Source organism: Noviherbaspirillum sp. FW303-A3 (assembly GCF_058788695.1).
In genome coordinates this window covers 3,789,902-3,802,803 of sequence record NZ_JBYTAZ010000001.1, presented here as the reverse complement: position 1 = coordinate 3,802,803, position 12,902 = coordinate 3,789,902, and the positions used below count along the sequence as shown (strand labels likewise).

Here is a 12,902-nt window from a genome sequence, read left to right as displayed (position 1 = left end):
TCGTTGCGTGATGTTCAAGGAAACGGCGCGGCGGGTGTGCCGCGCCGTTCACATGCGGCGTGTTACTGGCAGGCTTCGCACTCTTCGAAGCCGGCGTCGCCCGGACGCAGCGTGCACACCGGACCGGCGACTTCGGTCGGGATAGCCATGCCGGTAGCGAAGGCATCCGCCGCTGTGCCGCCCATGTTGGCCGACACCGCGTTGAGCGCGCCGGCCTTGGAGGTCGACTTCTCGGCGTGGGTCGCGCCGATGGTGCGCAGGTAGTAGGTGGTCTTCAGGCCGCGCAACCAGGCGAGCTTGTAGGTCTCGTCGAGCTTCTTGCCGGAGGCGCCCGCCATATAAATATTGAGCGATTGCGCCTGGTCAATCCACTTCTGGCGGCGCGAGGCAGCTTCGACCAGCCACTTCGGATCGACTTCAAACGCGGTGGCGTAGATGTCGCGCAGGTCTTGCGGAATGCGATCGATCTTGGCCAGGCTGCCGTCGAAGTACTTCAGATCGGCAACCATCACCTCGTCCCACAGGCCGCGTGCCTTGAGGTCGCGCACCAGGTTCTCGTTGATCTCGGTAAATTCGCCGGAGAGGTTCGACTTCACATACAGATTCTGATAGGTCGGCTCAATGCAGGCGGACACGTCGATGATGTTGGAGATCGTCGCGGTCGGCGCGATCGCCACACAGTTCGAGTTGCGCATGCCGTGGGTCTTGATGCGGTCGCGCAGGGATGCCCAGTCCATCGATTCCGAGGTATCGACTTCCAGGTAGCCGCCGCGCTCTTCGGCCAGCAGCTTCAGGGAATCCTGCGGGAGGATGCCGCGATCCCACAGCGAACCGCGGTAGGAGCTGTAACGGCCGCGCTCTTCCGCCAGTTCGGTCGATGCCCAGTAGGCGTAGTAGCAGACGGCTTCCATCGAGCGGTCGGCGAACTCCACCGCATCCATCGAGGCGTACGGCACGCGCATCATGTGCAGGCAGTCCTGGAAGCCCATGATGCCCATGCCGACCGGACGGTGGCGCAGGTTGGAGTCGCGCGCTTTCTTGACGGCGTAATAGTTAATATCAATCACGTTGTCCAGCATGCGCATCGCGGTGCGGATGGTCTTCTGCAGCTTGGCGTGGTCGAGCTTGCCATCCTTCATGTGTGCCGGCAGGTTGACGGAGCCGAGGTTGCAGACCGCGATTTCGGAATCGTTGGTGTTCAGCGTGATCTCGGTGCACAGGTTGGAACTGTGGACGACGCCGACATGCTGCTGCGGGGAACGGATGTTGCACGGATCCTTGAAGGTGATCCACGGATGGCCGGTCTCGAACAGCATGGACAGCATCTTGCGCCACAGGTCCATGGCCAGGATCTTCTTGAACAGCTTCAGCTCGCCGCGGGCCGCCTTGGCTTCGTAGCCGAGGTAGGCTTCCTCGAAGGCGCGGCCGAACTTGTCGTGCAGGTCGGGAACGTCGGACGGCGAGAACAGGGTCCACTCGCCCTTTTCCATCACGCGCTTCATGAACAGGTCGGGAATCCAGTTCGCGGTGTTCATGTCGTGGGTGCGGCGGCGGTCGTCGCCGGTGTTCTTGCGCAGGTCGAGGAATTCCTCGATGTCCATGTGCCAGGTTTCCAGGTAGGCACAAACCGCGCCCTTGCGCTTGCCGCCCTGGTTGACCGCGACGGCGGTGTCGTTAACCACTTTCAGGAACGGGACCACGCCCTGGGACTTGCCGTTGGTGCCTTTAATATGAGCACCGAGCGCGCGCACCGGGGTCCAGTCGTTGCCCAGGCCGCCGGCGAACTTTGCCAGCAATGCGTTCTCTTTGATCGCTTCGTAAATGCCGTCCAGGTCGTCCGACACGGTGGTCAGGTAGCAGGAGGACAGCTGCGAACGCTGGGTGCCGGAGTTGAACAGCGTCGGCGTCGAGCTCATGAAGTCGAAGGACGACAGCAGGTTGTAGAACTCGATGGCGCGGGCTTCGCGGTCGATTTCGTTGAGGGCGAGCCCCATGGCGACGCGCATGTAGAAGGCCTGCGGCATCTCGATGCGGGTGCCCTGGATATGCAGGAAGTAGCGGTCGTACAGGGTCTGCAGGCCGAGGTAGCCGAACTGCAGGTCGCGTTCCGGCTTGATGGCGTCGGCCAGTTTCTTCAGGTCGAACTGCGACAGCTTGTCGTCCAGCAGGTCTGCGGCGATGCCCTTCTTGATGAATTTCGGGAAGTAATCAATATAGTGCTGCTGCGCGTCGGCCTGTGCGACTTCCTGGCCGAAGACTTCCTTGCGGATGGTGTGCATCAGGAGGCGTGCGGTGACCTTGCTATAGGCCGGGTCCTTTTCCATCAGCGCGCGGGCAGCCAGGATGGCGGACTTGTGCAGCTCTTCGACGGGCACGCCGTCGTACAAATTCTTGACGGTCTCGGCCAGGATGGCTTCGGCGTCGACATGCTTTTCGAGGCCGACGCAAGCGGACGTGATCAGGCTGCGGACCTGGTTGAGGTCAAGCGGACGACTCTGGCCGTTTTCGGTGACGTGCAACTGCGGTGCATCGACAGCCTTCGCGGATTGCTGCTGTGCACGCTCTTCCATGCGCTTGGCGCGATAGAGCACGTAGGCACGGGCGACATCGTGTTCGCCGGAACGCATCAGGGCCAGTTCGACCTGGTCCTGGACGTCTTCAATGTGGAAGGTGCCGCCGGCAGGCTGGCGGCGTACCAGCGCCGAAACCACGCCGGAGGTGAGCTGCTCGACCAGCTCGCGCACGCGTGCCGAGGCTGCGCCCTGGCCGCCGTTCACGGCGAGGAAGGCCTTGGTCATGGCGATCGAGATCTTCGACGGCTCGAAGCCGACGACCGCGCCGTTGCGGCGGATGATCTTGTAGTCGCCAAGGCTGACCGACAGCGTCGCGTGAGGTTCGGCTGACGGCGCTTGCGGCGTGACGAGACCGAATTCGGTGGTGGACTTCATGGAAATTTCTGGGGACGTATGCATCTAGCCTCCTTCGACTATAGGTGCCCGCAGCCATGCAGCTGCTTATTTATGGTTATTAATTAGAACGCCGGGTCATACCCGGGTTCACGTACTGCAGATGGCGCTTGCGGCATGTCGAAGACATGCATCGCTTTGCGCATCTGGGGGCGGAGCTGTTCAGGACTCGCCCGCCAACACACTTTGCACTGAGGTACAAGCTGAACAGCCCATAAATGGGAAATCGCAACACCACTATATCTAGTGGTATATGTTGCGACTGAGACTAATTCTAGTGTCAGCTCTGGGAGAGCGCAATATTTTTTTACTTGATCTGCAATAATTTTGACGCCGACAACCCGTTGACTTTTTCAGTCGACCATGAGCGGGAAGCGCGGAAGGAGTGCGATCTGCGCACCCTGCCCTTTGTGAATCAAGGACTTGCGGAAATACGGCCAGTCGAAGAAGGGACCGGGATCGGTCTTGCGGCCGGGGGCGATGTGTTCGTGTCCTGCAACATCGGCCAGGGGGTAGCGCGCGCACAGCGCGAGGGTCAGCGAGGCCAGCGATTCGTACTGGCGCGGGTCGAAGTCCTCGAAGTCGGTGCCCTCGAGTTCGATCCCGATGGAGAAATCATTGCAGCGTTCGCGGCCGCAAAAAGTGGACATGCCGGCATGCCAGGCGCGGTCGTTTGCCGACACGAACTGCAGCACCGTGCCGTCGCGCCGGATGAGAAAGTGCGCCGACACGCGCAGCGCACGCAACTGGTCGAAGTACGGGTGGGCGTCGCAATCGAGGCGATTGAGGAACAGGTCCTCTATATAAGGACCGCCGAACTCGCCAGGAGGCAGGCTGATGTTGTGGATCACCAGCAGGCTGACCGCCGTGCCCTCGGCACGCACATCGAAATTCGGCGACGGCGAGCGCGTCACGCCGGCGGCCCAGCCATCTTCGCCCAGTTGGAATCGTGTCATGTGTCCGGCTCGTGGATGTCCAGCCGCTGCATCCGGTAGCGCAGCTGGCGGAAGCTGATGCCCAGCAGCTCGGCGGCCTGCGTGCGGTTGAAGTGGGTCTTTGCGAGCGCGCGGCGGATAATCTCGCGTTCGACTTCGTCGAGATAGTCCGGCAGCGAATGCGGCAGCTCGCCCTCGGGAACGACCGGCGTCGGAGCGGGAGGGCGTTGAGGCGCGGCTGCGACCGGTTCCGGGGGCTGCACCAGGATGCTTTCTTCCGGTGCGGGTTGCGGCAGTGGCGCAGCTTCCGCCGGTACCGGACAGGACTTCAGCGCCAGGTCCCCAACCTCGATCACGCCATCGTTGGCGAAGGCCAGCGCGCGCTCAAGGATGTTTTCCAGCTCCCGCACGTTTCCGGGGAATGCGTAGGACTTCAGTGCATCGAGCGCCTCGGGCGACAGGACCGCCTTTCCTCCGGCCGGTGCGAGACGTTCGAGAAGCACGTCGGCCAGCAGTCCGATATCGTCGAGCCGTTCGCGCAGCGGCGGCAGGCGCAGTTCGATCACGTTCAGCCGGTAATACAGGTCCTGGCGGAAACGTCCCTTCTCGACACACTCCGCCAGGTTCTGATGGGTGGCGCTGATGATGCGCACATCGACCGGTTCCTCGACCGTCGCGCCGACCTTGCGCACGCGCCGCTCCTGGATGGCGCGCAGCAGCTTGACCTGCATCTGCAGAGGCAGGTCCGCGACCTCGTCGAGCATCAGCGTGCCGCCATTGGCCGCCTGGAAAAAACCGTCGCGATCCTCGCTGGCGCCGGTGAAGGCGCCCTTGCGATAGCCGAAGAACTCGGCTTCCATCAATGCCTCGGGGATGGCGCCGCAGTTGACCGCGATGAAGGATTTGTCCGCACGCGCGCTGTGGGCATGGATATCGCGCGCGGCCAGTTCCTTGCCGCTGCCCGACTCGCCGGTGATCGACACCGGCGCCATGCTGCGCGCCAGGCGCGCTATCTGCGAGCGCAGATCCTGCATGACCGGTGACTGGCCGGTCAGCCTGGAATGGATTTCGGTCGACGGACTGCTGGACGGGCCTGCACCGCTCTCTGCCTTGTGCATGCGCAGCGCCGATTGCACGAGCAGGCGGAGCTGGTCCAGCCCGACCGGCTTGGACAGGTAATCGAAGGCCCCGGCCTTGAGCGCGGCAACCGCATTGTCGGCGCTGCCGAAAGCGGTAATGACCGCGATCGGCGTGTTGCGGCAGGTACTGGCGACTTCGCGCACCAGATCAATGCCGACACCGTCCGGCAAGCGCATATCGGTCAGCACGAGTGCATATTCAGCCTGCGCAAGGCATGCCCGCGCGGCGGCCATGGACTCGGCACAGTCGACGTCCAGGCCCATCTTCACGAGCGTGATTTCGAGCAATTCACGCAGGTCGGCCTCATCGTCGATGACCAGGATACGGGGTGCAGTCATGGCAGCGGTTCAGTTCCTTCAGCTCAAGGCGAGGTCAGTTACGAACGGCAAAGCTGATGACGAATCGGCCGCTCGGCTCGTCGGCGCCATCGCTCGACATCCCCATGCGGTATTCATAGTCCAGCATCGCACCGTTATTCAAACACAATTCACGCGCCACGTAGAGTCCCAGCCCGGTGCCCTTGCTGGACGTCGTATAGAAAGGCTCGAACAGGTGCGCCCTTACTTCCGGCGTGATGGCGGGGCCGTCATCCTGTACATGCAGCTCCAGGCGGTTGGCCTGCGGTGAAATCACTTCCATGCGGATGCTGCCATCCTGCCCGCTGGCATAGCGAAGCGCATTGGACAGCAGGTTCACCACCACTTCGCGCAGGTGCAGGGGGTCGAACCGGACGCGATTGCCTGCCATGTTTCCCAACCTGATCATGCCCGGCGGCACGCGATGGCTTTCGAGGAACTCGTCCAGCAGCTCGCCCAGGAAGGGCTCCAGCTCCAGCGGATCGCTGTTCGCATGTGCCTTGCGGGAGAGCTTGAGGATGTCTTCGATCATCTGGTTCAGGCGAACCACGTTGTCGCCGACGATATTGAGCAGGCGCACTTGCGTCGGCTCGGCCACATCCTCCTTCAGCAGGGAGGCGGCATGCGCGATGGCCGATAGCGGGTTGCGCACTTCGTGGGCAATGCTGGCCGTCAGCCGCCCCATGGAGGCAAGCTTGAGCTGCTGCGCCTGGTTCTCGATCTCGGTGACGTCCTGCACGAAAATGACGGAGCGGTCCTCGGCCAGGCCGGCGCTCTCGACCTTCCCGAAGCGCAGCTTCAGGTGTGTGACGAGCTCGCGCCGCAGGTCGCGCGGCACGTTGCTGGTCGTATCGCCGGGTTTGATCATGACGAACGTGGACGCATCGTCATCCGCCTCCTGGCGGTTCCGCCATGCAAAGAAGGCATCGGCGATCGGTATCAGCGGCGGAAAGTCGGCGATCTTCCAGCGCGCCTTGCCCTTCGGCATGGCAAACCCGAGCATGCGCTCGGCGGCCGGATTGCCGGCGAATACTTCGGTATCGGCGCCGACCACCAGGATGCCGTCGCCCATGTCGGCAATCACCAGCCGGTTGATGGCTTCCTGGACCTGCAGTTCATGCCCGCGCTGGGCCGCCAGGCTCTCCTGCTTGATGAGCTTGGCTGCGAGGCGGTTGATCACATAGATCGCGGCAAAGAACGCTGCGCCGTACAGGCCGGCACGCGACGGAGAGACGTCGGACATGGAATGCAGCAACTGGTAGCCGCTTTCCGACAGCATGATCAGCGTGACGACGGAAACGAAGAACAGCGCGAGGATCAGCGGCGCCAGCACCGCCGCGCCGGCCAGCGGGAACAGGTACAGGATCGCCAGCCCGCTGCGCGCGCCGCCGGCCGACACGTACAGCAGCGAAATCGCGGCGATATCGACCATGAGCTGGATCAGCAGTTGGGTGATGAAATGCCGCTGCCAGTACACCGACGACAGCGCGAAGAGCACGGCCACCAACCCGTAGGCGACGAACATGTCCCAGCTGTCCGTGACCTCGACCGCTTCCACACCGCGAACGGCATTGAAGCCGAAATAGACCAGCAGGACGACCGCGATCACGATCCGCGTCACGCAGAATGTTTGCAGCGTACGCCAGAATGTTTCGCGGGTTGCCTTGAGCCGGGGGATGTGCATCCTGACGCGCGTCATGCGGAGGTGTCTGATGCGGAATGCTGCAAGCGATGCTCTTCGCAGCAGAACTTCATGCCGGATGGCACGGTGACGGCTTCCGAAGCCGGGAAGTAGGTGCCGCAGTGTGCGCAGCACACCATCGCTTCGGGCGTACCGGGCGGCGGCGGCGGATTGTCGCGCGCAGCCTTCACGCGCTGTTTCTTGCTGTGAGTCAGCCACATCGCGACAGCGAACGCGAGCAGCACCCACAACAGGATCTTCATGCAAGGCCCCGGTGCAGCACCACTTCCATGACGAAGCGGCTGCCGACATAGGCGAGCAGCAGGGTTGCAAAACCGGTCAGGGTGAAGCGCAGTGCGGTCTTTCCGCGCCAGCCGCGCCAGAAGCGGCCCGCGAGCAAGGCGCCGAACAATACCCAGGACAGCATCGTGAAGATCGTCTTGTGATCCCACTTGAAGGCGATGCCAAACAATTGTTCGGAGAACACGATCCCGGACAATACAGTCAGGGTCAGCAGCACGAAACCGAATCCGATCAGGCGGAAAAGCAGCTTTTCCATGGTCAGCAGCGCCGGAAGGCGGTCGATTGCAAGTCCGAGCCATCCGTGCTGCACGGCCCCCGGATGCGCATGGAGGCGCGACTCCTGCAACGCCATCAGGACGGCGTGGAAGGCGGCGATGGTCAGGCTGCTGTAGGCCAGGATGGCAATCGCCACATGCCAGGGGAACAACACGGACTTGCCCTCGAGCGGAACAACGCTGCCGGGGAAAAGAACCGGGAGAATCACGGCGAGCGCGGCAGTGGGCAATACCAGCACGCGCAGGCCGTCCAGCGTCAGGTTGCGGTTTTCAAGCCAGTACGCACCGACGGAAATCCACAGGGTCGCCGACAGCATGATGGCGAAACCGATGCGCAGCGAACCGGGACCGACCATGTCGACCCAGAGCGCGCCGCCGTGGAGCAGCCAGGCGACGGCCGTACCGGCGGAAATCACGCCGCGCTGCCTGGCCGGCAAGAATGCGCAGGTCGCATACAGCAGTGCCGCCAGGACGAAGAAATAGGTATGCATTGACGAAAAGGGAGGTAAACAGACCCTGAGTTTACACCATGTCTGACCGCAGCCGGACCGGAAGGAAACGAACAAGCATGGGACGGTGCCGGTTCGTCAATCCTGCGTCCTGCCGGCGGTCAGCTGATACTTTTTCAACTTGTCGTACAGGGTTTTTTTCGGGATGCCGAGACGGTCCGCGGCCGCAGCGACATTGCCTTCCTGCGAGGAAAGCGCTTCCGCAATGAGTGCGCGCTCATAGGCATCCACCCGTTGCGGCAGCGTGTCGCCGGCCTGTGCGTCCGGTGCTGTTGGCATTTCGGCCACACCGAGCACGAGGCGGTCGGCAAAGTTGCGCAACTCGCGGACATTGCCCGGCCAATCGCGCACTTGCCATTCCGCCATCTGCGCCATGCCCCATTGCGGCACCGGCCGCTGGTAGCGCAGCGCCGCTCCCTGCACGAAATGGGCAAGCAGCAAGGGAATGTCTTCGCGCCTGTCGGCCAGCCGCGGGAGCTCCATTCCCACCACGCTGATGCGGTAATACAGGTCCTCGCGGAACCCGCCCTGCGCGCTCAGCCGCAGCAGGTCGGCCTTGCTGGCGGCAATAATCCTGCAGTCGACATGGATCGGATCGTTGCCGCCCAGCCTTTCCAGGCGGCGCTCCTGCAGCACCCGCAATAGCTTCACCTGCAAGGCGAGCGGCATGCTTTCGATTTCATCGAGGAAAACCGTGCCACCGTTTGCATACTCCAGCTTGCCGATGCGGCGCTTCATCGCACTGGTAAAAGCCCCGGCCTCATGCCCGAAGATTTCGCTTTCGAATACGCTTTCCGGCAAAGCGGCGCAGTTGATGGCGACGAAGGGGCCCTTGCGGCCGCTCGCGCCATGCAGATGGCGCGCCACGACCTCCTTGCCGGTGCCGGTCTGGCCATTGATCAGCACGTCCGCCGGCGTCGGCCCGACCGAGCGGATCAGGGTGCGGATGCGTTCGATCGCGAGAGACTGGCCGATCAGTGCCGGCATGTCGGGGTGTGAAGCCCATGCCGCTTTCAGGCGCCGGTTCTCCATCACCAGCCGCCGCTTTTCCTGCGCGCGCCTGACCGTTTCCAGCAGGCGTTCGGCGGCAAACGGCTTTTCAATGAAATCGTAGGCGCCGGCGCGCATGGCATCCACCGCCATGCTGACGTCGCCATGGCCGGTCACGACAATCACCGGCAGGTCGGGATCGCTGGCAACCGCATCGGCCAGCAATTCCAGGCCGGATCGCCCCGGCAGGCGCACATCGGTCACCAGCACGCCGCCGAATCCTGCATGCAGCCATGATTGCGCCAGTTCCGCACTTTCGCAGGCACGCACCTCGAATCCGCCCAGCTCGAGCGTCTGCACGGTCGCCATGCGGACCGCCTGCTCATCCTCGACCAGGACGACTTCACCCATTGTTTCATGCAGCGACAAACTTGCCTCCCTCCTGATATGACACCTCCGCGGCCGGCAGCCGCACCACGAACTCGGCGCCGCCGCCGGCATGGTTCTGCGCGGTCAACTGTCCGTTCATGGCTTGCACGATCGACGATGAAATCGCCAGTCCCAGTCCCAATCCCTTACCCGATGCCTTGGTGGTGAAGAACGGTTCGAACAAGTGCGGCGCCACCTGCTCCGGAATGCCCGCGCCGCTGTCGCGGATCCGCACCAGCGCATCCCCTCCCTCACGCTCGAGGATCACCTCGACCTTGCGTACCGGCGCCGTTTCGACGGCATCGAGCGCATTGCGCAGCAGGTTGATCAGCACCTGTTCCGTCCTCACCGCGTCGCCGGTGATTTGCGCCGGCTGCCGGATGTCGACCTCGAACTGCACGTCGTGCCGGCGAAAATCGCTTTCAAGAAGGATGGCAGACGCCTGGACGGCCTGCGCCAGGTCGACCGTCGACACCGTTTCATGGCTCTTGCGCGCAAAGCCCTTGAGCTGCCCGATGATGGCGCCCATGCGGGCGCTGGCGGCGCTGATCTGCGCGAGGTTCTCGCCCGCCTTGTCGCCTTGCCCCCTTGCAAGGAAAGTCACCGCGTTGTCAGCGAAGGCGCGTATCGCAGCCAGCGGCTGGTTCAGTTCATGCGTCACGCCGGCGGCCATCTGCCCCAGCATCGCCAGCTTGCCAGCCTGCACCAGTTCGTTCTGCGTGGTTCGCAGCAGGTGTTCGGTTTCCTTCAGTTTTGCATACTTGGATTCCAGGCGCTGGTTGGCGTCGAGCAGCTCCCGGGTACGCTGCGCGATGTTCCTGTCGAGTTCCTCCGCCGCGCGCTGGAGCGCCTGGCGCGACGCCATGCGCTCCTCCAGACGCTTGCGCCGCTGGAGCACCGCCCAATAGGAAATCCCGGCGACGGCGGCCAGCAACGCTGCCGCGAGTGCGGCCAGTGCGGCCGGCCGCTGGATGCGTGCCTGCGACGGAAACAGCATCAGCTGCCAGCCCAGACGGCCGACCGGCTTGGCAAGATGCTCGTCGAAGCCGGCCTGCTCCGCTTTCGGCAAGGTGGCGATAGGAAGGATGTTCTGTCCGGCGTACTGCAGGGTGCCGCCCAGATACTTTCTTTCCTTTTCGTCCAGGGGACGCATGCTGTGGTAACGCCACGCCATCCTGTTGCTGAGGAAGACGACGCCGCTGGCGTCGGCGAGCGCGATCGGTTCTTCGCTGCTGCGCCAGGTTTCCTCGAACTCGGACAGACTGATCTTGACGGCGATAACACCTACCGGCACGGAAGGTTTCGACGCCCCGAGCGGATAGACCGGTTGCGCGATAAAGTACCCCGGCTCGCTGGTAGTGCTGCCGATGCCGTAGAAACGCCCTGCGCGCCCTTCCATCGCATCGCGGAAATACGGTCGGAATGCAAAGTTCTTGCCGACGAAGCTGAGCGAAAGGTCCCAGTTGCTGGAAGCGAGGGTGTTGCCGCTGCGATCCATCAAGTAGATGGCGCTGACCTTGGCCTGGCGCTGGATCGATTGCAGCGTAAGGTTCAGGCGCTGGATGAGCTCGCGGTCGTCCGGGCGCACGACGGCCGCCGGCACATCAGGATGGTAGGCCAGGGTATAGGGCAGGGTTTCGAACTTTTCCAGAACCGACTCCAGATCGAGCGCGATGATTTGCAGCTGGCGGTCGCCGGCGGCGTGGATGTCCTCGCGCGCCCTGTGCGCCGCCACCAGGTAGGCTGCAAGGACGACGGCGAGCACGCAGGCTGCCGCAAGGATGAGGAGCGCAGGGCGTTTGCTGAACATTCGGTCTTCCGTGCCGTCCTCTGAAAAGGAGATGCCTGTGCCGCCGTCCGCGGAAAACGGATGGCTGTCGTTCAATACATGGAAATCGTTCGTAATATTACCCCCTGCGAACATCCATCGGTGCCGCCGTCGGTCACCGTACAAAGCGGCCGCCCTTCCCGATCATGGTCAGCTCGACGAACTCGCTGCCCGTATGGTCGTCCGGCCCGTAGGTCACGAGCAGGCCACCCAGGTCGACCTTCCGCATCGATTCCATCGCGCGAATGAAGGATTCCCTGGTCAGGTTGCGCCCCGCCCTGCGCAACCCCTCGACCAGCACCTTCGCCGCGACAAAGCCCTCCATTGCGGCATAGGAAACGGTTGCGCCGCCGGCAGCTGCGACCGACTTGAACTCCTGGCCGAGCGGAGTCGACACCAAGTGCGGCGCCGGGGTCACCTGCGACACGATCACGCCGACGCCATCGGCGCCAAGGTTCCTGACGAAGGACTGCGAGGAATTGTTCGACAAGGTCATCACCTGCATCCTGCTGCCGGCAGCGCGCAGCCGCTTGATCAATTCGGTTGTCGTAGTCGCCGAACCGACAATGATGAGCGCCTGGGGATTGGCCTGGAGCGCCGCCCGCATGGTCGCTTGGATGTCTGGCCTGGCCCGGTCGAACTTCGCGACGAGCGCCGCCCGCAGTCCGTTCGCCTTCATCGCCGCGCCGAACCCGGCCAGCGCATCCCTGCCAAAGGAGTCGTCGACATGCACGATGCCGATCTCGCGCACGCCCACCGTGGAAAAGTGCTCCACCGCCTTGATGACCTCATCCTGGTATTTCGCCCTGACATTGAACAACAGGCGGTTGACCGGCGAATGGAAGACGGCGGCGCCTGTGCTCGGCGCTACCAATGGCACACTGCCAGGGAGCAGCACTGGAAGAATGGCCTCGGTGTGCGGCGTCGCGCGATTGAGGAACATGGCAAAGACGCGTTCCTCGCGCACCAGCCTGGCGGCGTTGGCGGCAGCGATGGCCGGATCGAACCGGTCGTCCAGTGTCCGCAGCACGATCTTTCGCCCATGCACGCCACCGGTACGATTGATGGAATCGATGTACGTCCGGGCTCCCTCGTTCATCTCCTTGACTGCTCCGGCGATCTGCCCGGTCAGCGGCACGGTTTGCCCGATCAGGATCATCTTGTCGGTGACGCCGTCCTCGGCCGCGGCGCTGGTTGCTGCAGCGAAGGCAAACACAGCGATAAGCGCCTTCGTCCAGTTTTCTGCCATGAATTTTCCTCGCAAAGTAACGGTCAAATGAACCTGGCAAACTTGCATCCGGTTAAGCGGACGCATTCCATGCAGCCTCTGTGCCACCATGTCCGGTACGACCACATCACGTGAAATCGGGCCGAGACAGCTTTCTGCGGACGAAAAACCGCACACCGCGACGACGGCTTATGCGGATTTCCGCCTTGGCACTGCCGCAGGGAATGGATGCGGCATCGGGTAAAATGGAGGCTGTCCCTGC

The 12,902-nt window shown here is 63.1% G+C and carries 9 protein-coding genes; all 9 read right to left on the bottom strand.

The genetic code is table 11. From position 1 onward, the window contains the following. Positions 1-62 precede the first annotated feature (62 nt). A complete protein-coding gene (locus AC3WOY_RS18285) occupies positions 63-2,972 on the bottom strand; it encodes a ribonucleoside-diphosphate reductase subunit alpha (protein ID WP_492426295.1) in 2,910 nt (969 codons plus the stop codon). Between the two features lie 347 nt (positions 2,973-3,319). Next, on the bottom strand, positions 3,320-3,922 hold the full coding sequence (gene ampD / locus AC3WOY_RS18280) for a 1,6-anhydro-N-acetylmuramyl-L-alanine amidase AmpD (protein WP_492426293.1): 603 nt from the start codon (positions 3,920-3,922) through the stop codon (positions 3,320-3,322). Then, positions 3,919-5,379 (bottom strand): sigma-54-dependent transcriptional regulator, encoded by a 1,461-nt coding sequence (locus AC3WOY_RS18275; protein ID WP_492426291.1) that lies wholly within the window; start codon positions 5,377-5,379, stop codon positions 3,919-3,921. Before AC3WOY_RS18275 ends, ampD begins: the two co-directional genes overlap by 4 nt. Positions 5,380-5,413: 34 nt before the next feature. Beyond that, positions 5,414-7,096 carry a sensor histidine kinase gene (locus AC3WOY_RS18270; RefSeq protein WP_492426289.1) on the bottom strand — a complete coding sequence of 561 codons (1,683 nt, stop codon included), beginning with the start codon at positions 7,094-7,096 and terminating at the stop codon, positions 5,414-5,416. Then, positions 7,093-7,341 (bottom strand): PP0621 family protein, encoded by a 249-nt coding sequence (locus AC3WOY_RS18265; protein WP_492426287.1) that lies wholly within the window; start codon positions 7,339-7,341, stop codon positions 7,093-7,095. The genes AC3WOY_RS18270 and AC3WOY_RS18265 overlap by 4 nt, the downstream gene beginning before the upstream one ends. Continuing rightward, a complete protein-coding gene (locus tag AC3WOY_RS18260; protein ID WP_492426285.1) occupies positions 7,338-8,147 on the bottom strand; it encodes a cytochrome C assembly family protein in 810 nt (269 codons plus the stop codon). Before AC3WOY_RS18260 ends, AC3WOY_RS18265 begins: the two co-directional genes overlap by 4 nt. Positions 8,148-8,243: 96 nt before the next feature. Continuing rightward, entirely contained in the window at positions 8,244-9,566 is a 1,323-nt protein-coding gene (locus AC3WOY_RS18255; protein ID WP_492426283.1) for a sigma-54-dependent transcriptional regulator, read from the bottom strand. Between the two features lie 4 nt (positions 9,567-9,570). Next, entirely contained in the window at positions 9,571-11,394 is a 1,824-nt protein-coding gene (locus tag AC3WOY_RS18250; protein ID WP_492426281.1) for a sensor histidine kinase, read from the bottom strand. 133 nt (positions 11,395-11,527) lie between these two features. Next, complete coding sequence (locus AC3WOY_RS18245; RefSeq protein WP_492426279.1) at positions 11,528-12,661, bottom strand: ABC transporter substrate-binding protein; 1,134 nt, start codon at positions 12,659-12,661, stop codon at positions 11,528-11,530. Between the last annotated feature and the right edge of the window lie 241 nt (positions 12,662-12,902).

Excerpts from the sequence above, each read along its gene's own strand:
- AC3WOY_RS18255 (WP_492426283.1), bottom strand. The coding sequence starts at position 9,566 with ATGGGTGAAGTCGTCCTGGTCGAGGATGAGCAGGCGGTCCGCATGGCG.
- AC3WOY_RS18265 (WP_492426287.1), bottom strand. The coding sequence starts at position 7,341 with ATGAAGATCCTGTTGTGGGTGCTGCTCGCGTTCGCTGTCGCGATGTGG.
- AC3WOY_RS18260 (WP_492426285.1), bottom strand. The coding sequence starts at position 8,147 with ATGCATACCTATTTCTTCGTCCTGGCGGCACTGCTGTATGCGACCTGC.
- AC3WOY_RS18275 (WP_492426291.1), bottom strand. The coding sequence starts at position 5,379 with ATGACTGCACCCCGTATCCTGGTCATCGACGATGAGGCCGACCTGCGT.
- AC3WOY_RS18285 (WP_492426295.1), bottom strand. The coding sequence starts at position 2,972 with ATGCATACGTCCCCAGAAATTTCCATGAAGTCCACCACCGAATTCGGT.
- AC3WOY_RS18250 (WP_492426281.1), bottom strand. The coding sequence starts at position 11,394 with ATGTTCAGCAAACGCCCTGCGCTCCTCATCCTTGCGGCAGCCTGCGTG.
- ampD (WP_492426293.1), bottom strand. The coding sequence starts at position 3,922 with ATGACACGATTCCAACTGGGCGAAGATGGCTGGGCCGCCGGCGTGACG.
- AC3WOY_RS18270 (WP_492426289.1), bottom strand. The coding sequence starts at position 7,096 with ATGACGCGCGTCAGGATGCACATCCCCCGGCTCAAGGCAACCCGCGAA.
- AC3WOY_RS18245 (WP_492426279.1), bottom strand. The coding sequence starts at position 12,661 with ATGGCAGAAAACTGGACGAAGGCGCTTATCGCTGTGTTTGCCTTCGCT.